Origin of the sequence: Streptomyces fodineus (genome assembly GCF_001735805.1) — a bacterium.
Lineage (GTDB): Bacteria > Actinomycetota > Actinomycetes > Streptomycetales > Streptomycetaceae > Streptomyces > Streptomyces fodineus.
In genome coordinates, this window is the sequence record NZ_CP017248.1 from 8610862 (window position 1) to 8637300 (window position 26439).

Sequence of the window (26439 nt, forward strand, 5' to 3'; positions counted from 1 at the left end):
CTGTAGGATCTCGCGGCTCGTGGCCTAGGCTGAGGCTGTGACCTGCGGCTTCTCGTGAAATCTCACGCCGTGTCTGGCAGTTCAGTCTCAGGACCGTGTCCAAATCCTCGGCATGCTCGCCGAGTGCGATCCGCTGGCGCGCAAATACCAGCTGACGCGGCCTGGTCTGCCGGCTGTGGGATTACCGCCCGGATTCCGCGCCGCCGCAGGTGACTACGGATCGCTCGGGACGAATATGCCGGACTTGTCGGTCAGATCAATGGCGATCAGGACCGGTTCCGGCAGAGCGTGCCCGCCTTCCTCAGCGGGTACGACGTATCGGTGGGCGGGGAAGACCAGTCCCGACGTTGTCAGGTGCTTGTCGATGAAGTGCGAGGCGCGTGAGCCGCCGAGTACGCGGCCGGCCCTCCGTGTCGGTCGAGCCGGCGGATGGCTGGTCCGGTCCTGCGACATGGTTGAGCAGGGTGGACGCTCCCAGGAGGGTGACGAACTCGCCGGGTGCGACATCGAGCGTGATGTCGTCCAGCCCGAGCTGCCGCCCGCCGGGCGTACCCGGCGCGGGGAAGGACTTCGCGACGTGCTCGATGCGGGCGGCGTGCGTCACGGCCGTAGCGTCCGCTGCAGGCTTGGTGGACGTGGTGGCCAAGGTCGTCACCTCCTGGGAACTCATCGGTCGGCTGTCGTCACTTGGTGCCGAGACCGGCGTCGTCGACCTTGTCCTTGCCCTCGGCCTTGAGGACCTTGTTGAGCAGAGTGAGGTCGTAGATACCCTTCAGATTGGGCTTGTCCAGCAAGCCGGCCGTCACCGCGTGCTCCGCCTCGGTGTGGAGAGTCGAGGCCAGCGGGTCGTCGAGGAAGGTGATGGACTTCCAGGCCGGGTCGATGACGTCGGCGGGCAGCGCCTTGCCCGACAGCTTCTCCAGCGCCGTGTTGGCGGACGCCTTCGCCTTCTCCGGATTGGCGTTGATCCACTCATTGGTCTTCACCGAGCCGCGCAGTACGGCCTCGACGACGTCCGGGTGCTTCTTGAGGAAGTCCTGCCGCACCACGATGTTCGTGATCACGAACCTCTTGGCGGGCCACAGTGTCGACTCGTCGAGAAGTACCTTCGCGCCCTCGGCGACCAGCTTGGACGCGGTCGGCTCGGGTACCCAGGCGCCGTCGATGGAGCCGGACTTGTAGGCGTCCGGAGTGATCTTGTTGTCGGTGCGGACGACGGAGACGTCGCCCTTGCCGCTTTGGGCGTCGACCGTCCAGCCCTGGCCGGCGATCCAGTTGAGGAACGCGACGTCCTGGGTGTTGCCGAGCTGCGGCGTGGCGATCTTCTTGCCCTTGACGTCCTTCAGGGACTTGATCTTCTTCGGGTTCACGACCAGCTTCACGCCGCCGGAGGCGGAACCGCCGATGATCCGCAGGTTCTTGCCGTCGGACTTGGCGTAGCCGTTGATGGCAGGGGAAGGGCCGATCCAGCCGATGTCGATGGACCCGGCATTGAGCGCCTCGATCTCGGAGGGGCCGGCGTTGAAGGTGGCGGTCTTGACCGTGGTGCCGCCGAGCTCCTTCTGGAACAAGCCCTCCTGTACGCCCACGAGAGCGGTGGCGTGAGTGAGATTGGGGAAGTAGCCGATCTTCACCTCGTCGGTGGAGAGCTTCTTGGCACTCGCTGCGACCGCGGTCTTCTTCCCGTCGTCAGTGGACTTGGAGCCGTACCCGCAGGCCGTCAGCAGGAGGGGGAGCGCCGCTACGACGGCGAGGGTGCGCAGGGTGGTGAGCGGTCTTGCGGCAGACACGTGGGTGTCCTCGCGGGGATTGGATGATCAGGGAGATACGGCAAAAGGAGGCGGGGGGCTATGGGCGGCCCCCTGTGCACGCGTCGCCGACCCGCGTCAGCAGGAATGCCGTCTCGGGTCGGGGAGCGAATCGTGGGGGGGCGTGTGTTGGGCCTCCGTCACAGCCGTGCCGCGCCTCGAGCATGCGAGTGGGGAACGCGGGCGGTGCTGTCAGGCGACGGTGACCCACTCGCCGAAGCAGGCGGGACGGTGGGGGAGCACCGGGCTTGTGTGCGGTGTCGGCGAGTTGTGCGGACGGCTCAGACGGGCTGACACATGGCACTGGACGTGCGGCCGAAGTCGATGTGACGACGCGACGTCAGCAGGGGCAGCAACAGGAGTGCGCGGTCCAGTGATCTCATGACCTCACCCCGCATTCCCTAGTTTTCCTACCTGGCTGCTAGGGATCGTGGCAGAAGGCGGCGCCCACCCCAAGAGGATGTTCGCATGATGGACGGCTGCATCTTGCTTTCTGGGATGAGGTGAACGGCTCAGCGTGTCACGGGTTCACCCACGCTCCTGGGGAGTCGCTCAAGGCCGACACTTCAGCAGGTAGCCGGGCGGCTGCGACGTCGGCCAGCGACACGCCGTCGAGGATCTCGCGCACGTTGGACCGCAATGCGATCCACAAGGGGAGCAGCGATTCGGCGGGGCCGGTGTAGGACAGCTCCGGAGGACGGACCCCACGCACCGAGACGAGCGGTCCGTCCACGACGCGGATGACGTCGGCGATGCTGATGGACTCGGCGGGTCTGGCCAGCCGGTAGCCGCCGTTGCCGCCGCGCTGACTGAGAACGACACCGCCCCGGCGCATGTCGTTCAGGATGCTTTCGAGGAATTTGTGCGGGATGTCCTGAGCGTCGGCGATGGCCTCGGCTTTCATCGGCCCGTCGTCCCGTGACGCGGCGAGCTGCAGCGCGGCACGTACCGCGTAATCCGCCCTGGCTGAGATCCGCATGCGCCCATTATCCCGTACGGCTTCGGTCGGCATCCGCTGTGGGCAGGCCGCCAGACGAGGTGGTTCCCGCCGGCCGATGGCCCTCAGACCTCTGGCTGCGGCGGGGGGAGGGGGAGGCGTCGTCGCCCTCGATGACCTGGCTGAGGGTGCCGTCGACACCAGCGGGGACGTAGCGCTGGTCGGCCAGGTATCCGCCCAGGGGTTCTCCACTCGACATGGCCGCCCCCGCGCGGCGGGCTCCGGGTGACGTACCAGACGCCGATACCGGCTGAGGCGGTGGTGCTGCTGGTGCCGCAGTGGCCCTTGTCGGCGAGGGCCACGTCCGCCCCGTCCCGCGCCGCCTTGAGTGGGGCCGACAAGGCTGCGGGGCTGCCGCCGACCACCAGGACGTCGGTGGTGGTTCCAGCCTGCTGATACCGGTTGCCTTGCTTCTGCGGCTGTCACAACCAGCCGGTTGGCGGGGCGGGCCGGGCCGTAGTGCTCGCGCAGGGTGCCGCCGGTGTACTCGGTGCGGCACCGGCCGCGCCGTTGCAGGACCGGTTGCCGCTGATTCGGCGCACTGGTGCGGAGACCGGTAACGGTCAGACAGGCAGGACGAACGGCGGATGCGCGCCGTTGAGGAAGTAGTCCCCCACATCCCGGAGCCGGTGAGCGACGGGTTCGTACAAGGTGTGCGTCCGCGCGTTGCGCCAGAAGCGGTCGAAGCCCAGCCGCGAGGACGCGGAGCGGGCGCCGACGATGTCGAGGGCGCGGGAGGTGGACTCCTGCGCGGCCCGGGAGGCGGCGGCTTCGGCCATGGCCACGAGGACGGAGATGTCCGCGTACTCGTCGTAGGTGAGGTCTTCGCCGCGTGTCAGCCCGCGGTGCACGGCTTCCACCGCCTGATCGGTGAGTGCGGACGCGGAGCGGGTGAGGATGGCGAGCTCCCCGTAAGCCGCCAGTACCTGCGGGTCCTGGGAAGAGTCGCCCGGCCAGGCGGGGTGCCGGGACGAGCGGCTCGCCCGGCTGTACTCCCGGGCTTCGTCGAGTACTCCCTCGGCCATGCCGAGACGGAGCTGGACGGAGAGGAGACGCCCTACCGGAGAGGTCAGGGCGGCCAGGGGAGACAGGATGTCCTCGTCCGCGGACAGGGAACCGAGTACGTCGTCGGCGGCAACCGGTACGGCGTCGAACTCCACGCTTCCGCCGGCCGCGAGGCGCTGGCCGAAGGTGTCGGCGTCGCCATCGATACCGACGCCGTGGCGGGCGGGGTCGACGACGACGGCGAGTGGTTCGCCGGTGTCGGCCCGCACGGCTCGTACGGCGAGGCGGTCGGCGACCAGGACTCCGGTGGAGTAGCTCTGCCGACCGTTGAGCACATGGCCGCCGCGAGCCCTGGTCAACGTCAGAGGGGATTCCTGACGAGCCAAACCACCACCCCAGCACCACTGCTCCGCCGCGTACTGCCGCTCGAGCCGGGCGGCGCGGGAGGGCTCAGTGAGAAACCGGGCGCTCCACGACAGGAAGTAGTGACAGCCGAGCAGTTGACCGATCGCGCCGTCGGCTGCGGCGATCTCCCGGACCACTGCGTAGGCCGTGGGCCAGTCAGCGCCGACTCCCTCCGACTCGGCCGGTATGAGCAACGTCAGCAGTCCCGCCTCGCGCAGTCGGAACACCTCGTCGAACGGGACCTTGCCTGCCTGCTCCCGGGCCGTCGCATCCGTGGCCAGGTCGTCCGCGGTCTCGCGGGCCACGCGCAGCCAGTGCGCTCGGCCTGGCCCGCTCCGGTCGGACTCCGAAGCGGGGCCGGACGACGCAGTGGCAACGCCCATGGTGATGATCTCCTCAAGGCCGATGGCAGGATGGGGTGTTGGCGTACTTTTTCTGGTCAGGCACGTGCGGAAGCAGAGCGAGGTGTTCCGGCAGCGCGAACTCCAAGTAGGTGAGATCGAGTTCGTGTCCGTCCACCTCCGCTACATGTCGCGCCGGGGCGATGCGGACGGAGCCGCTTCCCCTTTGCCGCAAGAGACGTGGCCCGTGTAGGTGACCGGCCGGATCCCGGGCCGTGTCACGTGCTTCGCGAAGAGCTCGGTGGGATCGGTGCCCTCGGGAACGAGCAGGAGGTAGCTGACGAGGGGGGGCGGATCCGTGTCCCCCGTCGTCACCCCGCGCGCTGTCCCCGACGAGGCGGAGATGGTGCATGTGGGGGGAGCGGAGGGGCACGCTGCTGCGTGTCAGCCGTGTGCCTTACGCACGACAGCAGGCGGCGCTGACGACGTGACCAAAGTCGACATGCCGACGACGAACGAGTCGTTGCTGCGCGGGGGACATGTGCCTCATCCTGCGCAACCTGCTGGGGGAACGTCAACGCTTTCCTAGTAAACCGATAGGAAATGTAGGGAACGCCACACCGTGGGCGGCAGGCTGCGGGCGGAGCCGCGCGCGTAGTGGCGCTCGACGTAGAACTGTCCCGCGCTGAGTACGGTCGTGACGGCGACGTACCAGAGGGTGGCGACCATCAACAGCGGGATGACCTGGTAGGTCTGGTTGTAAACCAGCTGCACGGAGTACACGCACAGGCCCTCTCCTGCGAATCAGTTCCACGACTGACCCGCCTGTTGGTTTCTGGGCACTTCAAGATCATCCGAATTGCACCGTATTCCGGACTGTGTGCTACGGCAACATGTCGACTTCATGGCGCCGCCGGGCAAAACCTGGTGCCGCGGCAAAGTACGGACCAGGATGACGTGTACACACCATTGCTTTGCTCCGTACCCGCAGAAAGCTTCACCTCGCCATGTATTCGACCTGTCTACCCGGTGCTCCCGAGGCACACCTCCTGTGTGTGGCGAGGAGGTGCCGCGCGTGATGCGCTATGTGACGCGCAAGGCGGCCGGCTGGCTTCTGATGATCGTGGTCGCGACCAACGCGACCTATTTCCTGGCCAGTTGGTTCCTGGACCCGCGGTCGAACTTCAAGGAACTGCGGCCCGTGCGCAGCGAGGCACAGATCGACCGGGCCCTCGCGCCGTACAACCTGGACCCCAGGGTGCCCTTGGTGCACCGCTGGTGGGACTGGCTGACCTCGGTGACCCTGCGCTTCGACTGGGGAAAGTCCCCCACCGGCGTCTCCGTCAACGGCGAAATGGGTTACCGGGCGCTTGTCAGTGCGGAGTTGGTCGTCCTCGCGACCGTACTGTCCGTCGTGATCGGTGTGGCTCTCGGCGTCTACACCGCTGCACGGCAGTACGGCTGGGCCGACCGGGTGTCGCAGGCGGTGTCCATCGTGGTGTTCAACGTCCCCACGTCCGTCGCCGCCCTCGCCGTGGTCTTCGTCGCCATCTGGCTGAACCAGCACGCCGGGCTGCACTTCCTCTACGTGGCCGGGGAGAACTCGCCGGGCGTCGAAGGACTGCTGCCCACGATCGGTGACCGCCTCCTGCACCTGATCCTGCCGACTCTGACGCTCACGCTGATGGGTTATGTCGGCTACCACCTGACGCAGCGTTCGCTGCTGCTCGACACGCTCAACGCCGACTTCGTGCGAACCGCCCAGGCCACCGGGCTCACCCGCAGTCAGGCCATCCGCAGACACGCCCTGCGGGCCGCGCTCATCCCGACGGCGGCCTCCGTGGCGTTCAGCGTCCCGGCCGTCTTCACCGGTGCCGTCATCACGGAGACGATCTTCGGCTGGAACGGCATGGGCCGCTACTTCATCCAGACCATCAGCAAGAACGACGTACACGGCGCGGTCGCGACGGCCGCCTTCGCCGCGGCTCTGACCGCGATCGGCGCGATTCTCGCGGACATCGCGACGGTCTTCCTCGACCCGAGAGTGCGGGTGAGCTGACGTGACCACCGACGCGTCTGCCCGTCCGACCGCGGAGCAGCCTTCGGAAGGGGCGGCCACCGCGCGGAAACACTCGAACCTCGGCCTTGGCCGGCTCTATCTGCGGCGCTTCCTGCGCAACCGCCTCGCCGTCGTCGGAGTGGCGATCTTCGTGCTGCTGGTGCTGTTCGGTGCCTTCGGCGACCGATTCACCTCCTACGCGTACACCGACGCCGACTTCACCGCCCTCACCCAGCCTCCGAGCAGCCTCCACTGGTTCGGCACCAACCAGGGTGGCAACGACATCTACGCCTGTGCCGTGCACGGGCTGCAGCGCTCCCTGATGATCGCCGTGAGCGTGTCGATGCTGACGATCGTCCTGGCCGCGATCATCGGCTCAGGCGCCGCGTACTTCGGGGGCCGAGTCGAGCGGGTGACCCTCGCCGTCATCCACTTCCTCCTGATCGTCCCCTCGTTCCTCATCCTCGCTCTGGTCTCCCACCGGCTGGCCGGCGACTGGCGCGTCCTCATCGTCGTGCTGACCGTGTTCGGCTGGATGTCCACCGCGCGGGTGATCTGGTCCGTCTCGACCTCGCTACGCGAACGGGACTACGTGAAGGCGGCCGAGTTCATGGGAGTCGGTCCACTGCGGATCATCTTCCGCCACATCATCCCCAACCTCGGCTCCCTGCTGATCGTCAATCTGACGCTCGGAGTCGTGGCGACCGTGCTCAGTGAAACCGCACTTTCGTTCCTCGGGTTCGGCGTCCAGACCCCGGACGTCTCTCTCGGCACGATGCTCGCGGACGGCGCGAGCACCGTCACGAGCGCCCCCTGGCTCTTCGCCTTCCCCGCCGGGCTGGTCGTTCTGCTCACCGTGTCGATGACCTTCATCGGCGACGGCTTGCGCGACGCCCTCGACCCCACGTCGGTGACCGGTTCGGCAGGAGGCCGACGATGACCCTCGCGACCCCGCTGCCCGCACCGGCGCCACCCACCGACGCCGTACCCGTCCTCTCTGTGCGGGACCTGCGGATCTCCTTCCCCTCCGAGGCGGGCACCGTCGAGGCGGTGCGCGGCGTGGGCTTCGACCTGCTGCCCGGCCGGACCCTCTGCATCGTCGGCGAATCCGGCTCGGGCAAGTCGGCCACCGCGATGGGCATCATGGGTCTGCTGCCACCCACCGCCGACCTGCGCGGCAAGGTGCTGCTCGGCGGACAGGACCTCATCGGCCTCGACGACCGGGCGCTGTCGAAGATCCGAGGCAACTCCGTCGGCATGATCTTCCAGGACCCCTTGTCCGCCCTCACACCGATCTTCTCGGTGGGCAGGCTGCTCTCCGACGCCCTGCGGGTCCATCAGGACCTGACGAAGCGGGCGGCCTGGGAACAAGCCGTGCAACTGCTCGATCTCGTCGGCATCCCCGACCCGCGCGGCCGGGCCGCCGCCTTCCCGCACGAGTTCTCCGGCGGCATGCGCCAGCGCGTGGTCATCGCCATGGCCATCGCCAACAGGCCGTCCGTGCTCGTGGCCGACGAACCCACCACCGCACTCGACGTCACCGTGCAGGCCCAGATCCTCGACGTGCTGCGGCTGGCCCAGCAGGAGACCGGTGCCGGTCTCGTCCTGATCACGCACGATCTCGGAGTCGTCGCGGGCCACGCGGACGATGTCGCCGTCATGTACGCGGGCCGGTTCGTGGAACACGCGGGCGTCGAGGAACTCTTCCGTCGGCCGACGATGCCGTACACCGCGCGGCTGCTGGCCGCCGTGCCGACCGTGGACGGCGGAGCCCGCCGTCCACTGGTCCCGATCGGTGGGGAGCCACCCGCCCTGGTGGGCCTCCCGGACGGCTGCCCCTTCGCACCCCGCTGTGCCATCGCCCTCGACGCGTGCCGCTCCGACGAACCGGAGCTGCGCCATGTCACCGGGCACGGACACGTGGCCTGCCTGCGCGCCGCCGAGATCGCCGACGGATCCCTGGACCCAGCGGGTGATGCCGCGCCTGCCGGCCGACCGGCGCCCTCGCGTCGTGCCGAGGCCGGCGGGGTGGTGCTCCGTGTCGAGGACCTCGTCAAGACCTATCCGATCACCAAGGGCGCCCTCCTCAAGCGCCGGATCGGCACGCTGCACGCCGTCAACCAGGTCAGCTTCGAACTGCGCGCCGGCGAAACGCTCGGACTGGTGGGTGAGTCCGGCAGCGGCAAGACCACGACCCTGATGGAGATCCTCCGGCTCACACGGCCCGAAGGCGGCCGGATCGAGATCTCCGGCACCGACGTCGCCACGGTCGCGTCCGGCGCACGCGCACGCGAGCTGCGGCAGGACGTACAGATCGTCATGCAGGACCCCCTGGGGGCTCTGGACCCCCGCATGCCCGTCTTCCACCTGCTGGCCGAGCCCCTGCGGGCGATCGGGCGTGACCGCGAGTCGATCCGCGCACGCGTCCACGAACTGCTCACCCTGGTCGGCCTGGACGACTCGGTCGCCGACCGCTTCCCGGCCGCGCTCTCCGGAGGCCAACGCCAACGGATCGGTATCGCCCGTGCCCTGGCGACCGAGCCGAAGCTGCTCGCGCTCGACGAGCCGCTCTCCGCCCTGGACGTCTCGGTACAGGCCGGGGTGATCAACCTGCTGGCGCGGCTCAAGCGGGAACTCGGACTCGCCTACCTCGTGGTCGCCCACGATCTGGCCGTAGTCCGGTACATCTCCGACCGCATCGCGGTGATGTACCTGGGGCACATCGTCGAGACCGGCGACACCGAGGCGATCTTCTCCGACCCGAAGCACCCCTACACCCGTGCGCTGCTGTCGGCGATCCCGGTACCCGACCCCGAGCGGGAACGCACCCGCGAACGCGTCGTGCTGGAGGGCGAGCAGCCGAACGCCGCCCAAATGCCTGCGGGATGTGTCTTCGTCGACCGCTGCCCGCTGTACCGCCTCGCCGACGAGGAGCTGCGGCACCGCTGTCGCACGGAGCCTCCCGTGCCGACTTCTGCGGCTGGGCTCCCCGGCCATCAGTACGCCTGCCACGGCGTCTGAACACCGGCCTTGGCGATGTTGTCCCTCACCGAGCTCTAAGGAACCTTCCATCATGCGCACGAGACTGGCCCTGCCCGTCGCTCTGATCGCTGCCGTCTCCGTCACCGCCACCGCGTGCCAGTCCTCATCAGGGAAGGACTCCGCGCAGTCGGACGCGAAGAACGCCCCCTCGGCCGCATCGTCCGTCGCCGACTACAACCCCACGCCGTACGACCGGATCAAGGAGGGAGGCACGTACACCACGGTCGGGACCTTCGACGACCAGGGCAACCCGTTCAACGTCAATGCCACGCTGACCGCGTCCCGCATCTGGGCCTGGTACAACGCGGACGCGATCACCTACTCGCCGACCGGTGAAGTGCAGTACAACCCGGACTACTTCAGCGATGTGAAGGTCTCCGTGGAAGGCGGGAACCAGAAGGTCACGCTCACCATCAACCCCAAGGCCGTCTTCAACGACGGCACCCCGATCGACTGGACCGCGATCAAGGCCACGTGGAAGGCCGACAACGGCTCCGACAAGGACTACGCCGCCTCCTCCACGGACGGCTACGACCAGATCACCTCGGTCGAGCAGGGCAGGAACGCCAAGCAGGCCGTGATCACCTTCAGGGGAGTCAACCCTTCCTGGTCGAGCCTGTTCACCACCTTCCTGCATCCCAAGGCCGCAACGGTCGAGAACTTCAACAAGGCCTACGTCAAGAAGGCTCACCCGGAGTGGGGCGTGGGGCCGTACACCGTCGGCAAGTGGGACACCCACTCGGGCGACATCACGTTCGTCCGCAACCCGAAGTGGTGGGGCAGGAAGGGCAAGCTCGACCAGCGCGTCTACGTCAACCTGGAATCGACTGCGGCGATCAATGCCTTCAAGAACGGGCAACTGGACTACGTCTCCGCGGTCGACGCCGAGTCCCTCAAACAGATCAAGGGGCTCCGAGGCACGGAGATCCGCAGTGGCGGAAGCCCCTTCGAGTACGCGCTCTACTTCAACACCAAGTCACCCGTCCTCGCCGACAAGGCCGTGCGCAAGGCCATCGAGGAGAGCATCGACCGCACGCAGATCGCGAAGATCCGGTTCCAGGGCCTGGACTACAAGGAGCCGCTGCCCGGCTCCGCCATCCTCTACAGTTTCCAGAAGGGCTACGAGGACAACCTCACAGCCGTGCTGAAGTACGCGCCGGGCGACGCCGGGAAGGCACTCGACGCGGCGGGCTGGAAGCCCGGGGGCGACGGCGTACGGGTCAAGAACGGCAAGAAGCTCGAAGTCGGTTACACACTCCTCGGCGACGACCCGCTGGACAAGGCGACCGCCGGCGCCTTCGCGGCGATGCTGAAGTCGGTGGGCATCCGCCTCGACATCAGCAAGGCCGACGAGGCGGACTTCTCCAAGATCCTCAGTGACCGCAAGTTCGATCTGTTCCTGTCGGGAAACCGCTCGATGGACCCGTTCGGCGCCCGGTACCTGTGCGACTTCTACTGCTCCGACCGCGATTCCAACATCACCGGTGCGGGTTCGCCCGTGCTGGACACGGAGATCCGTGCCACCGGCAAGATCGCCGACCTCGGCAGGCAGACCGCGGCGGCCAACCAGGTCGAGCGGAAGGCGCTCCAGGAGTACGCCTTCCTCCCGCTGTTCAGCGGCCCCTCGACCTACGGCGTGAAGAAGGGCCTCGCCAACGTCGGCGCGACCATCTTCTACAACCCGCTCCCGGAGACGGTGGGCTGGGAGAAGTGACCACCCCGCAGGCCAGTGCCGTAGGACCTTCGGCACCCGCAGGACCAGCCCGCTGCACTGTCCTTCGAGCGCGATTTCACACCGGCATCCGAACCATCCGCCGCAGACGCCCTCCCGACTGAGCCGGGCGGGGCCACGGGCTGCCGGCCGCCGTCACCGCGGCCGGCAGTCCGGCTCAGGACCCGCCGCGCTCGCGGGGGATCTTCAGACCCGCCTCGATCGCCACCGGCAGCCGGTTCTCGGCCGGTGGCAGCGGGCAGGTGGCCAGGTCCGTGTAGGCGCACGGCAGGTTCGCGGCACGGTTGAAGTCCAGGACGACCGTGCCGTCGGCTGCGGGCGGCGCGACGGCCAGGACCCGGTTGGCGGCGTAGGTGGTGACCCCGGAGGTCCCGTCGGTGAACAGCACCATCAGCCGGCCGGCACCATGTCCGGGGAACGCGGTCAGGGACAGCTGACGCCCGTTCAGCTCGAACTCGATCCTGCCCGGAGCGTCGTACACATGCTCAAGGCCCTCGACGGCCGCGCCCACGGTGGTCGGCCGCGGCTCGTCGAAGGGGACGTACCGGCCCGTCACCGACCAGCGCGGGTCGGGGGCGTAGGCGGGCGTTCCGGTGAAGGCGGCGCGCAGCGGCGCGTCCGGGTGCCGGGGGCGCACGATGTCATGGCCGCCCCGCTTGGCGACCTCGATGACGGCGTCTTTCCAGACCGCGTCGACGCCACTGCGCTCGGCAAGCACGCCGAAGCGGTGTTCACCCCGCACCGGCGTTCCGTCCACGACCAGTTCTTCGCCGTCGTCGAGATGTACGACGACCCCGTCGCGGCCGGTGTGCCACGTACCGGGCGCGTCGGGGAAACGCTGCGGCCGGTCGTCGAGCCAGTGCAGGCCGGTGATGGCCAGGAACCCGTGCGGGTCCGCGAGCCTCGCCTCCTGGGCGCGGTACCAGCCCAGCCAGTCATCGGTGAAAGCCTGCAGCTCTGTCGTGGTGACCTCGGTGGTCATGAGTTCTCCTTGGTCGAGCGAGGCTCGGCCTCGCACAGGGGGGTGGGGCATGTGCCGAGCCGGCGCCCGGTGGGTTCGCTCATCCGGCCAGTTCGCCGAGGAGTGCCCACGTGCGTCGGCGATCCGCCTCTCCCGCGATCTCGGTGCCCGAGAACACGACCTCGGTGGCGCCGGCGTCGCGGTAACGGCGTACTTCGGCTTCGACCGCCTTCTCGTTTCCGATCACGGCCACGTCGGCGGCCCGGCGGCCGCCGGAGAGTTCGATGACCCGCGCGTAGGACGGGATCTGTTCGTAGAACGCGAGGCTGTCGGTGGCCTTCGCCCGCACCGAATCCACGTCGTCCCTCACCACCCCGGGCACCAGGGCCACGATCCTGGGCGCCGGACGGCCGGCCGCCTCCGCCGCGGCGGTCAGTGCGGGGACGATGTGTTCCGCCAGGGCACGCGGGCCCGCCAGGTACGGCAGGATCCCGTCCGCCAGTTCACCGCTGACCCTGAGCGCCTGCGGCCCCATCGCGGCGACCAGCACGGGGACGCCGCTCTCGGCGCCCGGTACCCGTGCCGGCACCGGGGTGGTGGCGGTGAGCAGCTCACCGTGGAAGTCCGCCGTGCCGGTCTGTATCAACTGCCGTAACGCGGTGAGGAATTCCCGCAGACGGGCGATGGGGCGCTCGAAGGGCAGGCCGAAGCCGGTCTCCGTCAGCAGTTTGGTGCCCAGGGCCAGACCGAGGTGGTAGCGGCCGTGCGTCGCGGCCTGGGCGGTCTGGGCCTGGCTGGAGACGAGCAGTGGATGCCGTCCGAAGACGGGGATCGCGGAGGTGCCCACATGCAGTCCGGGTACCGCGCGCCCGACGATCGCGGCGAGCTGGGGTGAGTCCGCGCCGAAGGTCTGGCCGAACCAGGCCGACCGCAGACCGGCGGCCGCGGCCTCCTGGGCCAGCTGCACGCTGGCGTCGACCTGGTTCTGCGCGCCGGAGGCGTTGAGTGCTACTCCAACAGTCATGCCAGCCAGAACGGGCGCCCGCCGGACCGCATTCCAGTCCGTGTGTGACAGCTTCTTGTCAGTCATGTGTACGGGAGCCGTACCTCCCTGCCTCCGAAGCGCGGCATACCGGCGTCGACACGCGATCCACTCCGACATGCACAGACCGGCGAAGCCGAAGCACCGCCAGGCGGGGGAGTCCCGAGAGGTTCTCTGCCACGGCCGCCCGATCCGTCGGACGTTCCCGCAGGTCCGTCATCGCCACCCTGGGCGGTGCCACCCTCGGCGTGGCCGCGCCGGGTCTCGCCGCCACGCAGGCGACCGCCGCCACCGAGCACCAGGCCGCGGCCCGCCCGGCCGCCTGCGTCCTGACCCCCGAACAGACCGAGGGGCCGTACTACCTGGACCTGGAGACGGTCCGCAGGAACATCACAGAGGGGAAGGCGGGCGTTCCGCCGACCCTCCGCGTGACGATGGTCGACGCGGCGACCTGCGCCCCACTGCCCCAGACGGCGGTCGACATCTGGCACTGCGACGCCCTCGGGCGTCTACTCCGGTTATGTCGCCGGTGGTTCCACCCCGGACACCACCTCTACGTCAAGACGCATGGGGGAGGCACCGTGTCCAACGGGACGTATCACGGCGGCCATGTGTCCCATAGGGGCCAGCTGTACTTCCCGGAGGCGTACAACACCAGGAGCACCGCCCTGTCGCCGTACCGAGCCGCCACGCCCTGACGCACCTGGATGACGCGACAAGCCGGGCCTGCGCTTCCGCACCCAGATTGCACTGTGGGCAGCCGCACGGACCGAGGGCGGGTGCCCAGCCCGGCGGTGAGCACCTGGCCGGGGGTACTTGGATGTCGACGTCACGCCGCAGCGCGGGCCGGCGATCACTGCCGGCCCGCGCTCTGTCGGTCGGTCGTCAGCCGCCGGTCGTCAGCCGAGCAGCTTGCTCGCCAGTGTCGCGGCGTTGTACGAGCCCCAGCCGGTGGTGAAGTCCCAGCCGGTGGCCGCGGAGTAGGCGCCGTTGCTGCCGCTGGTGATGTCGTGGAAGCCGGTGCCGCTCGCGGAGTAGAGGGCGGGGTTGGCGAAGCCGAGGTTGGCCTTGCCGGCCGCCGCGGCCTGCTGGTTGTAGAGGGCCGCGAAGGCCGCCCACTCGGGGGCCGCCGCGCTGGTGCCGCCCACCGAGGACCAGGAACCCTGCGAGTAGATCGAGACACCGGGGCTGGGGTTGGCGTGGGCCGAGACGTCCGGCACCTGGCGGTAGCCACCGCCGGCGCTCTTCTGCACCGCCGTCTGCCAGCTGGGGATCTTGAAGACGGAGGACTTGCCGCCACCGCCTCCGGACCAGGCCACCTCCTTGCTCCAGGTGTTGGACGAGGTGACGGTCAGCCTGGTGCCGCCGACGCCGGTGACGTACGGGTCGCTGGCCGGGTAGTCCACGGAGGTACCGCCGTCGCCCGCGTCGTCGGAGCCGCTGTCGCCGGAGGCCGCGTAGAAGCCGAGGCCCTGCGCGGCGCCGGCCTTGAAGACGGCGTCGACCGCGTTGATGCCCGAGGTGGTGCGGGCGCTCTCGGCGGCGCCCCAGCTGATCGAGGTGGTCGGGATGCCGCTGTCGACGATGGCCTGGTAGGTGTCGACCTCGCCGGCGTCGGAGTTGGGGCCCTCGAACACGGTGACGTTCGCCTTGGGGGCGATCGCGTGCAGGACCTCGATGTCCAGTTCGACCTCGACCTGTCCGTCGCCGAGCGCGCCGGAACCGCCGTCCACCTTCTGCACGGTCGGGGTGGGCGAACCCAGGCCGTAGTGGTTGTCGTACGTGGTGATGTTGGACTGCTGGAAGCCGTCGAACTCGAGCAGCGCGATCTTCTGGCCGCTGCCGGAGTACGTGCCGGAGACGTTGTAGCCGCCCTTGAGCTGGGCCGGGGTGTAGCCGCCGCCCGGGCCGTTGTGCGGGCTGACGGTGTGCGGCGTCGCCTGGTGGTGCAGCTGGACGCGGTTGTTGAGGCCCGCCACGTCGCTGACGAGTGAGGCGATGGCGGCAGGCAGCGTCGGCGCGCTGTCGTTGGCGTAGAAGGAACGCCCCGTCTTCGTGTCCTTCCAGGTCGACAGCTTGGTGCTGAATGCCTTCTGCAGCTGGGTGGCGGTACCACTGGCATCGACCAGCAGGTTGCCGGAGTGTACGGTCCCGACTGTCAGACCCTGGGCTCGCAGGTAGTCCTTGAGCTGCTTGATCTCGGCGTCGGTCCGGCCGAAGCGGGCGGCGAACTGCCGCTTCGTCAGGTAGTGCCCGTACGAACTCGATCGCGGGTCACTGACCTTGGCGACAAAGGAGTCAAGTTCCCTGCCACCTCTGGGAGTCAGGCTGATCGCCACCGATATGCGTTTGCCGGCCGCGACCTTCCCGGTGCGGGTGGCGTTCTGCTTCAGGCCCGGCAAAACGTCTCCGGCGATGGCGGCACGGTTCGCGTGGGGCTGCGCGTCGTTCGCGGCATAGGCGGCGGGGACCACCGCGGTGATCAGGGCCGGCGCGGCGACCATACCGAGCAGTTTCAGACGTGACTTCACTGAAGTCCTCCGGGTGGTGGGGGAGTTGTTCCGGAAGCGGAACGACTTCACCGTAGAAAGGCCGGCCCCACCCCCATAAGCGGGGGAACCCTTGCTTCATGTGTTAACAACCGATGTCACGTCAACGGCGTGTGTCGAGAGCACGGCGGGCCTGCGTACGGCTGGGCCGTCTCACCGTCAGGGCCGGCCAGGATGTCCGCTTGGCCGCCGTTGCCGGGGTCGACGGCCGCCCCGGAGGCGAGGACTGCGACCGCCATCGCGTGGGCGAGCGCGGTGCGCGAGCGGACCCCGACCTTGCGGTAGACCCGCGACAGGGTCCCCTCCACCGTCTTGACGCTGATGAACAGCTTGGCTGCGACTTCCCGGTTGGTGGCCCCGCCCCCGACCAGCTCGGCGATCCTGGCCTCGGAGGGGGTGAGTTCGGGTCCGCCCGTGCCCGCCTCACCGCCCCGGTCCGCGGCGTCCAGCCGTGCCAGTTCCTCCCTGGCCCGCGCCGCCAGCGGAGCGGCGCCGATCCGGGTGGCGATCTGAAGTGCCTCGCCGAGAACCGCCCGGGCCGCGCTCCTGCGGCGCGAGCGGCGCTCGACCGCGCCGAGCGCGATCAGTGTGCGCACCAGCTCGACGGGCAGGGGCAGCCGACGCAGCCGGTCCACGGCGGCACGCAGCCCCGCCGCCCCCTCCTTCGCCCGGCCGATCCCCGCCTCGCGCAGTCCCTCCGCCCGTTCGAGAGCCGCCAGCACGCTGCCGGGCGTATCAGAGGTCACCCTTGCGTAGGCCTCTCGGACGACGGTCTCGGCCTCGTCCGTCTCGCCGAGGAGGACCAGGGCTTCGGCCAGGTCGCCGTACCAGTGCAGCAGGGGCGGGTCGGCGGCACACATGGCGTTGCCGAGTTCTCTCACGCGCTGCAGCGCCTCGACCGCGGAGGCAGCCCCCTGCGGGTCGCCGGCGAGCAGTCCGGCCTGCCCCAGCACGGCCAGCGCGCGCAGCAGGAACAGCCGGTCGCCGTCGGCCTCCGAGGCGCGTACCGCCTGCTCGGCCAGCTGCCGGGCCTTTTCGGCGGTGCCGCCCGCGGTGGCCGCCAGCGCGGCCGCGTACAGCGCGGGAGCCGCCTGGGCCGTGGCGCCCGAGCAGCGCGCGGCGGTGTGCAGTGCCTCGCGGCAGTGTCCGGCCCGCACCTGGATCCGGGTCAGCAACACCAGTGTCGCCATGACCTCCTCGACCCCCGCGAACTCCTCGATGAGGCAGAGGAGTTCGGCGACCTGCCCCCGTGCCTCGGCCACCCGGTCGGCGTCCAGGGCGAGGATCGCCCGCATCCGGATCAGCCGCCAGCTCTGCGGACCTCCGTCGGCGCCGCCGGCCAGGGCGAGCGCCTCCTCCAGCGCGGCGTCCGCCGCGACCGGTTCGCCGGCCAGGGACCGCACCCGGGCGTACGTGGCGAGCGCCCCGATGCGGGTCTCCGTGTCGCCCGCCACTGCCGCCTGCCGGGCAGCGCGCCGGGCATGCCCGGCCGCCTCCTCCAACTCCCCGCACAACAGGCCGCGTACGGCCGCCCAGTGGTGCAGCCAGGCCTCGGCCTCCGGATCGCCGACGGCGTCCCGGAGGCCTTCCTGGATGAGTGCGTGGGCACCCTCCAGCGCCTGCCCGGCGTTGCGCAGCAGGATCAGCCGGGCCCGCACCCGACGGCGTGCCGAACCCGAGGCGGCGAGGACCGTCCCGGCGGCTTCGGCCGCCTCGTCCGGTTGTCCGGCGTCGCACGCGTACTCCGCCGCGGCCAGCAGCCGGTCATCCCGGTCCGCGGGCCGGTCGCCGGGGGTACGGCGGGCGGCGAGCCCGGCCAGTTCGCAGGCGGCGCCGAGCGCGCCGTCGCGGCGCGCGGACTCCGCCGCGGACATCAGGGTCCGGGCGGTGTCCTCATCCGGATGTGGGAAGGCGCGGGCGAGATGGCGGGCCTGTTCGACGGGCTCGCTGATCGCGCGGGCCAGCAACGTGTGCGCCTGCCGGCGGTCGTGCTCCGGGGCGTCGGCATAGACGGCGGCCCGGAGCAGCGGATGCCGGAAACGTATGGTTCCGTCGGCGTCGGTCGCCGTCACGCCGAGTCGTTCGGCCTCCGCCAGGTCCGCGGCGGGATCGGCGAGGCCGGCGGCACGCAGCAGGGTGAGGTCGGGACGGGCGGCGGCGCTCGTGACCAGGAGCGTGCGCCGCGCCGTCTCCGGCAGGGTGCGCGCCCGGCCCAGCAGCAGAGTGCGCAGTCTCCGGGGCACGGACAACACCGGGCTGAAGGTCCTGGGCGCCGGGCCGCGCAGGGCTGCTGCTCGCCCCAACTCCAGTGCGTACAAGGGGTTTCCGGCGGCGGTGTCCTGGATCGCCCGCAGTACATCGGGTGGCAGCTCGGCGCCGGTGCCGGCGCGCACGAGGCGGGCCACTTCGTCGTCCGTCAGCGGCGGCACCGGGAGTTCGGTGGTGCCCGGCGGGCAGCAGCGCAGTCGCTCCGCCTGTTCACCGTCCGCCACCCGCTCGGCGGCGACCACCCGTACGTCCAGGCCGTCGAGGCGGCGTACGGCGAAGGCCAGCACGTCCGCGGTGGACTCATCGAGCCACTGCAGGCCGTCGAGGACCAGCAGGACGGGGCCTGCGGTGGCCAGCGTGCGCAGCACCTCGAGGAACGCGAGGCGCACAGCGAGACGGCCGCGGTCGTCTGTCGGTTCCGTGCCACGCAGCAGGGCTGCCCTCAGCGCCGCACGGGGTTCGGGGGCGAGGGGCTCCAGGCAGCTTTCCGGCACCTGTGCGAACAGGTCGATGAGCCCGACGAACGGGAGCCGGTCGTCCTCCTCCGCAGGCGAGCAGCGCAGGACGGTGCCGGCCGACGGGGCGTGCGCAGTCAGTGACGCCGTGAGGGCTGCCACGAGTGTGGACTTGCCGATTCCGCGGGGGCCGTGGAAGAGCACTCCGGGACGGGCCGTCAGTTCGGCCCGGGCGGCGTCGAACAACTCGTGGCGCCCGGTCAGTGACCGTGCTCCCACTGCGGCAGCCCATCCGTGGCATCCGTGGCTTTCGCCCGTGATCCGTTCAGCGACGGGTTACACCCGACACCGAGGGCGGAACCAACGGTACGGCGGGTGCAGCGGGCCCCGGGAGGCAGGATCATGTGTTCATGACAACTTGCGCGGCTTCGCCTTGTCAATAGCGTCTGTCACGCGGCTTGCGGCGCCTGCGCGACCCGAACTTGCGGCGTGGCCGGCGGACGACCGGCATCCACTGCCCGCCGCGGTCGAGGTCGGCGCGGGCGAGGGTAAGGAACCTCGCGGAGGAGTCCCGAGCGGGTACACCGTGTGGAGTGCGGTGTGGTGCGCGGACCAGGCAATGGATGACATGGCTTGGGTCCATCTTGAAGGGATGGCTCTCAACGCTTCCGCCGGCGCCCGCCCCGGCGCGCAGCCGCTACTGCGCCCGCTGTCGCCGTTTCCGCCTGCGGACCGGGCTGGTCGGCTGCCACCACCAGCGCGGCGAGCAGAGTGGTGACCGGCACCGAGGCGACCAGACCGATCGAGCCCACCAGCGTGCGCACGATCTCCTCGGCCACCAGCTCGCTGTTGGCGACCGTGCTCACGCCGCTCTGCGCGATCGAGAAGAGGAGCAGGAGAGGCAGCGCGGCGCCGGCGTAGGCGAGGACGAGCGTGTTGACCACGGAGGCGATGTGGTCGCGGCCGATGCGGATGCCCGCCCGGTACGGTCCGCGCCAGCCCATCGAGGGATTGGCGTCGTGCAGCTCCCAGACGGCCGATGTCTGCGTCACCGTCACGTCGTCCAGGACGCCGAGCGAGCCGATGATGACGCCCGCCAGCAGCAGACCGCTCATGTCGATCGACGGATACAGGCCATGGATCAGGCCGGTGTTGTCGTCCGTGTTGCCGGTCAGCGCGGCCCAGCCGATGAGCTGGGATCTGAGGATCCCGATCAGCGCCAGTGAGACCAGCGTGCCGAGCACGGCCACCGACGTACGGGCCGACAGGCCGTGGCACATATAGAGGGCGATCAGCATGATCGCACTCGACCCGACCACCGCCACGAGCAGCGGATTCGCACCCTGCAGGATCGCGGGCAGGATGAAGAAGTTCAGCACCATGAAGCTGACGGCCAGTGCCACGAGCGCCATCACGCCGCGCAGCCGGCCCACCACCACGACGGCGAGCGCGAAGATCCCGGCCAGCAGGCCCATGGGGAAGCGGCGGTTGACGTCGGTGACCGAGTACTGAAGGTCCTTGGGCGCGGAGGGTTCGTAGGCGGTCACGACCTGCTCGCCCTGGTGGAGCTGTCGTGCCTGGTCGGGCTGCACGTTCTCGGTGAAGGTACGGCCCTTGTCCTTGCCGCTGTCGACCCGGACCGTGGCCTTGTGGCAGGTGCCGTACGACTCCTGCGGCGCCCGGCAACGGCCCGCTGCACCAGCGCCGGTGTGGCGGGCCGTGGGAATGGACGGGTCAGAGGCGGACCTCCGTGAGAGCCCGGGGCCACGCCGCGTCGCGCAGCAGCCGCAGGCCGTTGAGGCCGACGATGACGGTCGATCCCTCGTGGCCGAGGACGCCGAGGGGCGGGGGGAGGGTGGCCGTGAGGTCCCAGACGGCCAGGCCGGAGATGAACACGGCGGCGATGGCCAGGTTCTGCACGACCAGGCGGCGGGCCCGGCGGGAGAGGGCCGAGGCACCGTTTGCGCTTCCCTCGGATGCTTTGGGCGGTGGCGCGCCAGGGTCACGCTTCTTCTGCAGTTCGCCGAGGAGCTGACCGGCCGGCGGCCCGCGGTGATGCCGGTGCGGGTGATCGACTGGAAGTACGCCATCGGGGCGGAGCCGACGGACACCGGCTTCGACGCCGGCGTCCTGAGCGGGTTCCGTATCCGGCTGGCCAGGCACGGTATGGAGCGTGTGGTCTTGGGCCGGCTGGAGGGCTGAGACGAGGCAAGGGCTGGGCTCGCGCCGCAGTGGTGCGACGCGAGTCCAGCCCTCGCCGGTCGGAGAGCGCCGCCGTCAGAAGGCGCCGGTGCCGTTGGGTGTGCCGAGGCCGGTCGGCCCGTCGTATCCCGGACGTGCGGTGCACAGGTAACTGCCGCCGCAGGAGCCGTTGTTGCCCGAGGTGACGTCGTTGAGTGCCGATGTGTGGCTGTACGGATACGAGCCGTTGACGACCTGAGAGGTGTTTCCGGCCAGTGCGTAGACGCTGGCGATGATCGGCGACGAGACGCTGGTGCCGCCGACTTCGACCCATCCGTCGGCACCCTGTGCGACGCCGAGTTGTAGCTCGGTGTCGCACAACAACCCGCCGCCGCAGCTGTTGTACGTGTCGTAGACCGCCACACCGGTGTTGGGGTCGGCGACCGCGGCCACGTCGGCGACGGCGCGCTTGCCGCATCCGGAGTCGTGCTGCCAGGACGGCTTGGTCTCGTACGCCGAGCAGCCGGAGCCCGCGCCGCTCCAGGCCGTCTCGGTCCAGCCGCGGGAGTTGGAGGCCTTGTTCAGCGAGGTGCCGCCCACGGCGGTGACGTACCGGGAGGAGGCCGGCCAGGAGACGCCGTAACCGGAGTCGCCCGAGCTCGCTGTGATCGCGACGCCGGGGTGGTTGAAGTGCGGGTCGAGGGAGGTGACGGTGTTGTCCTCGGACCCGCCCCAGCTGTTGGAGACCGAGACGACGCCCGATGTGGTGGCGGCGGTGTCCTCGGCCGTCATGAGATCCGGGACGTTCGCCGACTTTGCCTCGACCAGGAGGATGTGGCAGCCGGGGCAGGCGGCCGAGACCATGTCGAGGTCGAGGCTGATCTCCTCGGCCCATCCGTGGTCACCGGAGGGCAGCGGTGATGCCTGGCCGCTCTGGTTCACCTTGCGGAAGCAGCCGTTGGCGGTGGTGCACGGCGGCAGGCCGTAGGCGCTGCGGTAAGCGGCCAGGTCGGACGCGGCGTTCGGGTCGTCCATGGCGTCGACGATCGCCACCGTTCGACCGGATCCCGAGGTACCGCCCAGTTTGTAGGCGGAACGCAGATCGGACGGCGTATACCCCATCGTGGTCGGGGATCCGGTGGTGAACGGTGACATGCGGCCCGAGGTGGTGCGGTGGGCCTTCAGGACGCCGAAACAGCGGGCTTGTCCTGCTTGCGAGGGATGGAAGCAGCCGAAGCCCGTCGTACTTGCGGAGGCGGACGCGCGCGGGGCGGACGAGAGAGCGGCGGCCTGGGCATCGGTGGCCAGGCCGATGGTGAAGCCGGTGACGCTGAATGTGAGCATCGCGGTGAGGGTGGCTGCCATCCGCCGCACCCGCTGTCTCGGTCGGTGGTGGTGGATCACCAGGGATCCGGAGGGTATTTCGCTTGGGTGCATCAAGCCTCCGTGCGGTTTGAGGCGGTTCGGAAGGGCCGGACCTGACCAGATGCAGCCTTGACAGACGGCATGTCAGGTCAGCTGCGGGCCGGTTGGTTCACCATGCGGCCGCCCACTTGCGCTGGTCAAGGCCACGCCAATGCAGGTCTTGTGAGGCTGCCGCGGTGAGCGAGTGAACCGCCGGTGGCGCTGGCGTGTCCGCAGTAGTGCTCACTTCGTGGCCGTGAAAACTCCTGCGCAACCAATGAGGTGCCGGACAGGCAATCGGACCCCGCACAGGCCAGGATCGCTCCGCGGGCACCTTGAGGAAACGCCGGTAGTCCACCGACAGCACCCACCAGGCCAGACCCTCCCGCCCGCCGCATGAAATGCCGGTCCCGGGCCACCGTCACCTGTGCGCAGTGGCGTCGTCAGCCGGCGTCGGCGGTGCGGGTGCCCCAGCGTTCCTCGACCTTGGCCAGGCGCCAGTAGCCGATGGCCACGGCCCAGACGACCACGAACAGGCCGACGATGACATAGCCGACCTTGTCGAGGTTCAGTCCCGCGATCCAGCCGCTGACGCCATCGCTCAGCCCGAGCTTGTCGTGCAGGACGCCGACCAGTTCGATGGTGCCGACGAAGAAGGCGACGGCGATGGACAGACCGGTGATGGTGAGGTTGTAGAACACCTTGCGGACGGGGTTGGAGAACGCCCACTGGTAGGCGAAGTTCATAAAGGTGCCGTCGAGGGTGTCGAACAGGCTCATGCCGGCGGCGAAGAGGAGGGGCAGGCACAGGACCGCGTACCAGGGCAGGCCGGCGGCGGCGCCGTTGCCGGCCAGGGCGAGGAGCAGGACCTCGGTCGAGGTGTCGAAACCGATGCCGAAGACGAAGCCGAGGGGGAACATCTGGCCGGGGCGGCGGATGGACCTGGTGAGCCGGCCCAGGATGCGGTTCATGAAGCCGCGCGAGTCGAGGTGGGCTTCCAACTCGGCCTCGTCGTACTGCCCGTTCCGCATGGCCCTGAAGACGCGGGCGATGCCGAACAACGCCACGAGGTTGAGCGCGGCGATCAGGTACAGGAAGCCGCCGGAGACCGTGGTGCCCACGGTGCCGAGGACCTGGTGGGTCCGGGAGCCGTCGTTCATCAGGGTGCCCGCGAGCTTGGCGCCGCCCGCGACCAGCGCCGCCATGACGACGACCACGCTGGAGTGGCCGAGCGCGAACCAGAAGCCCACCGAGACCGGCCGTTTGCCGTCGGCCATCAGCTTGCGGGTGGTGTTGTCGATCGCGGCGATGTGGTCGGCGTCGAACGCGTGCCGCATGCCGAGGGTGTAGGCGGTGACACCCAGGCCGACGCCGAACGCCTTGGTTCCGACCTCGTAGTGGCGCGGGACCACGAGCAGGAAGAGGATCCCGAAGGCGACCACGTGCAAGGCGACGATCACGGCCAGGAGGCCCGCGGTTCGGACGGTGTCCTCGCGCCGCCAGCGGAAGGAAGGGGCGGCGGCGGTTTCGGGCACGCCTTCGGGCATGGTCATACGGTCACGCTCCAGCACCTCGTGGATCAGCTTCGTGCTGCCGTGGCCGGTCTCCTGGCTGACGGGTCACCGCGCCCGCCCCTGCCTTCCCGGCCGCGAGGCCAGTGGCAATGCATGGGGCGGGAACTCCCCGATCACAGTGGCGAGGGCCGCTCCGGACTGAGCCCCTGAGGGACTGTCACCGGTCTTCCCGAACACCACGGCCCGCTCACCCTAGAAGGCCGGAGGCCGAGGCTGCAAGGCTGCATAACCGTGCAGGTATTGAGGCGGGATTTCGCGGACTGCGATGATGGGTCCATGCATCTCGTCCCCGCGGAACGCGCCGGGCAGCGCACCATCGACGGCCATCGGGTCTGCGACGCCATCGCCGCCGTCGGCGAGCCCGAGCGGATACGGGCCTGGGCCGACCGCTTCACTCTGCTCTCGGATCCCGGGCGTCTGTCCCTGCTGCTCGCCCTTCACGAGGCCGGTCCCATCGCCGTCTCCGACCTCGCCGTCGCCACCGGCATGAGGGACACCGCCGTGTCCCAGGCCCTGCGCCTGCTGCGAACCGCGGGCATCGTCCACGGCGAGAAGGACGGCCGAATCGTGCGCTACCGGCTCGTCGAGGGCCCGATGGCCGCGCTGCTCGAACACTGCGTGTCCCGAGAAGCATGACGAGACCCGGGAGAAGCATGACGAGACCCGCGGCCGCAGGCGATCGCGGCAAGCGTCGCGCAACGCTCCCGCGCAGGTGCGGCCCCTCGGTTCAGGCGTGTGCGAGCCCGGTACGACGGCGTGTGACCCCGCCGAGGACGATGTCCACCGCGAGGAAGCCGGCGAGCGGGATCCCGAGCAATGGGACGTAGTAGCCGACGACGGCGACCACCGCGACGCAGGGCACCAGCACGTACACCGGCACCTGGTTCCCGAGGCCGAACAGGGTACCGGTGTGGGCGTCGATGCCCCACCGGGTCAGCTTGGCCAGCACCGGGTAGTCGGAGAAGCGCAGGACGTCGGTGACCTTGCCGGTGGCCGGGTCGACGGCGATCGAGTCCTGTTTCTCCGGACGGCTGCGCTGGATCTGCCGTACCACATAGGCGGAGCAGGAGTCCGCGGGCGGCACGATTTCGACCGGGTCGGACAGGCCCTCGGCGCGGGCCGTCTTCAGAACGGCGTCGAGACCCACGTCGGACCGTGCGCCGGAGTGCGAGCCCATGTCCATGCCGCTCATGTCCCTGCCCGCCATGGAGCCGTGTCCCTCGTGCCCGCTGCCCACCGTCGCGGTGACGGACGGCGTGGACTGGCCGAGGGCTTCGCGGAGGTCGCCGATGTTCGCTCCGGTGTAGGTGGACCAGGTCAGGCCGGTCGCCGACAGGAAGAACAGGCCGCCGGCCGCCCACACACCCACCGTGCCGAGCAGGGCCAGGGAGCGCCGCCGCCCCGTGGCGCCGCGGTTTCGCCGAGGTGCAGGTCGCTGTGCAGCTCGTCGATCCAGGTGCGCAGCGGCAGGGCACCGGTGGAGCCGTACTGCTCCAGCGCGCCGGGCACCTTGCCGGTGTAGGGGTCCACGAACACGGCGAGCGTGTGGTCGGAGGCTGTGCCCTTCACCCCGGACAGCAGTACGCGTGTGGTCGCATCGGGCTGCGGTGACGGCCGCACGGCGGAGATGGTGCCCTCGGGGTGGGGCGCTGGCGGGCACCTCCGTGACATGGGGTTTGCGGCACTCCGGTGTCCGGACGGAACTGATGGAACGGACGGACCGGTGGATGGCCGCGGGGAACTGCCCCGGGGATACCCGGCGCGGATGCGGCGGATGCGCGACCCCGTCGTGTGCAGGGGGCGCGAAGGCGGCGGGTGTGCGCCCGTGCTCCTCGGAGTGCTACCGGTGCTTCGATTTCGCCAAGGTGGCTGGGAACTGAACGGCACTCGTGTCCGACTCCTAAGGAGGGGGCAGGTCGACCAGGTATGAGTCCGTGGGCGGTGATGCGTGTGCCTGGGCCGGGGGAGAGATCCTTTGGGCGCGTGGCAGCATCAGGTGCCGTGAGTGTGTCCCTGGTGGTGCGGAGCGTGCGCGCGGCGGTGTTCGCCGTGCTGTGCGTGCTGCTCGCTGCCGGAGGGCATGCCATGGCCACGGGCATGGCGCCGCCGGTGTGGGTGCAGGCCGCTGGGTGCGTGCCGGTCTTCGCGGTCGGCTGTCTGCTGGGTGGCCGTGAGCGGTCGCTGGCCGCCATCGGCACGGGGACTCTGGCCGCCCAGGGCGGGTTGCACCTTGTCTTCCACGCCGCCGAGCCCCATCACGCCGCGATGGTCATGCACGGCATGCGGATGGTCCAAACGCCCCACGCACTGACACCTCACGCCACCGCCGCACATGCCGGGGCGGCCCTGCTGCTGACCTGGTGGCTGCGGCGCGGTGAGGTGGCACTGTGGTCGCTGCTGCGGTGGGCGGTCGCGTTCGTGCCGGGGCTTGCCGCCTGGTGGCAGGTGGCCGGCGGGGCGTGGAGCGCACCGGCCGGGCCGGGGCTGGTGCGTCGGGCGGCCGGTGAGCCGTGGGCGTTGCGGCAGGTACGGCTGAGGTACGCCGTTCAGCGGCGGGGGCCGCCGATGGGGATGTCGTACGCGCTGTCGTACGCGATCTGAACCCGGCATCCCTTC

General features: G+C 69.8%; 19 protein-coding genes, 5 pseudogenes and 1 riboswitch. Of the genes and pseudogenes, 8 read left to right on the forward strand and 16 right to left on the reverse strand.

Annotated features, from left to right (window positions below; genetic code table 11):
- Nucleotides 1-213: 213 nt before the first annotated feature.
- The 7 genes and pseudogenes from BFF78_RS47080 to BFF78_RS37415 form a co-directional block, all read right to left on the reverse strand.
- A complete protein-coding gene (locus tag BFF78_RS47080) occupies nt 214-453 on the reverse strand; it encodes a hypothetical protein (protein WP_069782492.1) in 240 nt (79 codons plus the stop codon).
- Nucleotides 398-670, reverse strand: a pseudogene (locus BFF78_RS48680) (ABC transporter ATP-binding protein); the annotation flags it as partial. The pseudogene BFF78_RS48680 and the gene BFF78_RS47080, both read right to left, overlap by 56 nt.
- A gap of 13 nt (nt 671-683) precedes the next feature.
- Complete coding sequence (locus BFF78_RS37400) at nt 684-1790, reverse strand: aliphatic sulfonate ABC transporter substrate-binding protein (RefSeq protein ID WP_069782493.1); 1107 nt, start codon at nt 1788-1790, stop codon at nt 684-686.
- Nucleotides 1791-2328: 538 nt separating this feature from the next.
- A complete protein-coding gene (locus BFF78_RS37405; protein ID WP_069782494.1) occupies nt 2329-2787 on the reverse strand; it encodes an RrF2 family transcriptional regulator in 459 nt (152 codons plus the stop codon).
- Between the two features lie 83 nt (nt 2788-2870).
- Nucleotides 2871-3170: a hypothetical protein gene (locus tag BFF78_RS44075; RefSeq protein WP_227026014.1), complete on the reverse strand. Its 300-nt coding sequence runs from the start codon at nt 3168-3170 to the stop codon at nt 2871-2873.
- 198 nt (nt 3171-3368) lie between these two features.
- A complete protein-coding gene (locus BFF78_RS37410; RefSeq protein WP_069782495.1) occupies nt 3369-4598 on the reverse strand; it encodes an acyl-CoA dehydrogenase family protein in 1230 nt (409 codons plus the stop codon).
- 543 nt (nt 4599-5141) lie between these two features.
- Nucleotides 5142-5339, reverse strand: a pseudogene (locus BFF78_RS37415) (amino acid ABC transporter permease); the annotation flags it as partial.
- Between the two features lie 292 nt (nt 5340-5631).
- Here BFF78_RS37415 and BFF78_RS37420 point away from each other — a divergent pair.
- The 4 genes from BFF78_RS37420 to BFF78_RS37435 are packed head-to-tail and all read left to right on the forward strand — an operon-like array spanning nt 5632 to nt 11371.
- Nucleotides 5632-6615 carry an ABC transporter permease gene (locus BFF78_RS37420; RefSeq protein ID WP_069782497.1) on the forward strand — a complete coding sequence of 328 codons (984 nt, stop codon included), beginning with the start codon at nt 5632-5634 and terminating at the stop codon, nt 6613-6615.
- Between the two features lies 1 nt (nt 6616).
- On the forward strand, nt 6617-7555 hold the full coding sequence (locus BFF78_RS37425; RefSeq protein WP_227026016.1) for an ABC transporter permease: 939 nt from the start codon (nt 6617-6619) through the stop codon (nt 7553-7555).
- Nucleotides 7552-9636, forward strand: a complete 2085-nt coding sequence (locus BFF78_RS37430) for a dipeptide ABC transporter ATP-binding protein (RefSeq protein ID WP_069782498.1) — start codon at nt 7552-7554, stop codon at nt 9634-9636. The genes BFF78_RS37425 and BFF78_RS37430 overlap by 4 nt, the downstream gene beginning before the upstream one ends.
- 52 nt (nt 9637-9688) lie before the next feature.
- Nucleotides 9689-11371: an ABC transporter family substrate-binding protein gene (locus tag BFF78_RS37435; RefSeq protein ID WP_193433612.1), complete on the forward strand. Its 1683-nt coding sequence runs from the start codon at nt 9689-9691 to the stop codon at nt 11369-11371.
- A 175-nt stretch (nt 11372-11546) separates the two neighbouring features.
- On the opposite strand, the gene BFF78_RS37440 is transcribed toward BFF78_RS37435, so the two are convergent.
- Together BFF78_RS37440 and BFF78_RS37445 are read right to left on the reverse strand one after the other, a co-directional pair.
- On the reverse strand, nt 11547-12371 hold the full coding sequence (locus BFF78_RS37440) for a DUF1684 domain-containing protein (RefSeq protein WP_069782499.1): 825 nt from the start codon (nt 12369-12371) through the stop codon (nt 11547-11549).
- Nucleotides 12372-12450: 79 nt separating this feature from the next.
- The gene (locus tag BFF78_RS37445) at nt 12451-13374 is read right to left on the reverse strand and encodes an LLM class F420-dependent oxidoreductase (RefSeq protein WP_069782500.1); all 924 of its coding nucleotides are present in this window, start codon (nt 13372-13374) and stop codon (nt 12451-12453) included.
- Nucleotides 13375-13640: 266 nt separating this feature from the next.
- Between BFF78_RS37445 and BFF78_RS37450 the strand changes: the two genes are divergently transcribed.
- Nucleotides 13641-14090 carry a peptidase associated/transthyretin-like domain-containing protein gene (locus BFF78_RS37450; RefSeq protein WP_069782501.1) on the forward strand — a complete coding sequence of 150 codons (450 nt, stop codon included), beginning with the start codon at nt 13641-13643 and terminating at the stop codon, nt 14088-14090.
- Between the two features lie 201 nt (nt 14091-14291).
- Here BFF78_RS37450 and BFF78_RS37455 read toward each other — a convergent pair whose 3' ends face one another.
- From BFF78_RS37455 to BFF78_RS37470, 4 genes and pseudogenes are all read right to left on the reverse strand, one after another.
- Nucleotides 14292-15923 carry a S53 family peptidase gene (locus BFF78_RS37455; protein WP_079161643.1) on the reverse strand — a complete coding sequence of 544 codons (1632 nt, stop codon included), beginning with the start codon at nt 15921-15923 and terminating at the stop codon, nt 14292-14294.
- Between the two features lie 116 nt (nt 15924-16039).
- On the reverse strand, nt 16040-18943 hold the full coding sequence (locus tag BFF78_RS37460; protein WP_227026017.1) for a helix-turn-helix transcriptional regulator: 2904 nt from the start codon (nt 18941-18943) through the stop codon (nt 16040-16042).
- A 380-nt stretch (nt 18944-19323) separates the two neighbouring features.
- Nucleotides 19324-20337, reverse strand: a pseudogene (locus BFF78_RS37465) (YibE/F family protein); the annotation flags it as partial.
- 61 nt (nt 20338-20398) lie between these two features.
- Nucleotides 20399-20614 (reverse strand): annotated as a pseudogene (locus BFF78_RS37470) (heavy metal translocating P-type ATPase); the annotation flags it as partial.
- A 111-nt stretch (nt 20615-20725) separates the two neighbouring features.
- On the opposite strand from BFF78_RS37470, the gene BFF78_RS47090 reads away from it, so the two are divergent.
- Nucleotides 20726-20866 carry a transposase gene (locus tag BFF78_RS47090; protein WP_165289343.1) on the forward strand — a complete coding sequence of 47 codons (141 nt, stop codon included), beginning with the start codon at nt 20726-20728 and terminating at the stop codon, nt 20864-20866.
- 75 nt (nt 20867-20941) lie between these two features.
- Here the strand turns inward: BFF78_RS47090 and BFF78_RS37475 are convergent, their stop codons facing one another.
- Together BFF78_RS37475 and nicT are read right to left on the reverse strand one after the other, a co-directional pair.
- Nucleotides 20942-22189, reverse strand: a complete 1248-nt coding sequence (locus BFF78_RS37475; protein WP_227026018.1) for a S53 family peptidase — start codon at nt 22187-22189, stop codon at nt 20942-20944.
- 503 nt (nt 22190-22692) lie between these two features.
- A complete protein-coding gene (nicT, locus tag BFF78_RS37480; protein ID WP_069784061.1) occupies nt 22693-23802 on the reverse strand; it encodes a Nickel transporter NicT in 1110 nt (369 codons plus the stop codon).
- A 27-nt stretch (nt 23803-23829) separates the two neighbouring features.
- Nucleotides 23830-24050, reverse strand: a riboswitch (cobalamin riboswitch).
- 49 nt (nt 24051-24099) lie between these two features.
- Here nicT and BFF78_RS37485 point away from each other — a divergent pair.
- A complete protein-coding gene (locus tag BFF78_RS37485; RefSeq protein ID WP_069782503.1) occupies nt 24100-24459 on the forward strand; it encodes an ArsR/SmtB family transcription factor in 360 nt (119 codons plus the stop codon).
- A gap of 91 nt (nt 24460-24550) precedes the next feature.
- On the opposite strand, the pseudogene BFF78_RS37490 reads toward BFF78_RS37485, so the two are convergent.
- A pseudogene (locus BFF78_RS37490) lies at nt 24551-25527 on the reverse strand (PepSY-associated TM helix domain-containing protein); the annotation flags it as partial.
- 297 nt (nt 25528-25824) lie between these two features.
- Here BFF78_RS37490 and BFF78_RS37500 point away from each other — a divergent pair.
- Entirely contained in the window at nt 25825-26424 is a 600-nt protein-coding gene (locus BFF78_RS37500) for a hypothetical protein (RefSeq protein ID WP_227026019.1), read from the forward strand.
- The last annotated feature ends 15 nt before the right edge of the window (nt 26425-26439 follow it).

Bases quoted from the DNA above. Each gene is read 5' to 3' on its own strand.
- BFF78_RS47080 (WP_069782492.1), bottom strand. From the start codon at position 453: ATGTCGCAGGACCGGACCAGCCATCCGCCGGCTCGACCGACACGGAGG.
- BFF78_RS37405 (WP_069782494.1), bottom strand. From the start codon at position 2,787: ATGCGGATCTCAGCCAGGGCGGATTACGCGGTACGTGCCGCGCTGCAG.
- BFF78_RS37410 (WP_069782495.1), bottom strand. From the start codon at position 4,598: ATGGGCGTTGCCACTGCGTCGTCCGGCCCCGCTTCGGAGTCCGACCGG.
- BFF78_RS37430 (WP_069782498.1), top strand. From the start codon at position 7,552: ATGACCCTCGCGACCCCGCTGCCCGCACCGGCGCCACCCACCGACGCC.
- BFF78_RS37435 (WP_193433612.1), top strand. From the start codon at position 9,689: ATGCGCACGAGACTGGCCCTGCCCGTCGCTCTGATCGCTGCCGTCTCC.
- BFF78_RS37440 (WP_069782499.1), bottom strand. From the start codon at position 12,371: ATGACCACCGAGGTCACCACGACAGAGCTGCAGGCTTTCACCGATGAC.
- BFF78_RS37445 (WP_069782500.1), bottom strand. From the start codon at position 13,374: ATGACTGTTGGAGTAGCACTCAACGCCTCCGGCGCGCAGAACCAGGTC.
- BFF78_RS37475 (WP_227026018.1), bottom strand. From the start codon at position 22,189: ATGCTCACATTCAGCGTCACCGGCTTCACCATCGGCCTGGCCACCGAT.
- nicT (WP_069784061.1), bottom strand. From the start codon at position 23,802: ATGACCATGCCCGAAGGCGTGCCCGAAACCGCCGCCGCCCCTTCCTTC.
- BFF78_RS37485 (WP_069782503.1), top strand. From the start codon at position 24,100: ATGCATCTCGTCCCCGCGGAACGCGCCGGGCAGCGCACCATCGACGGC.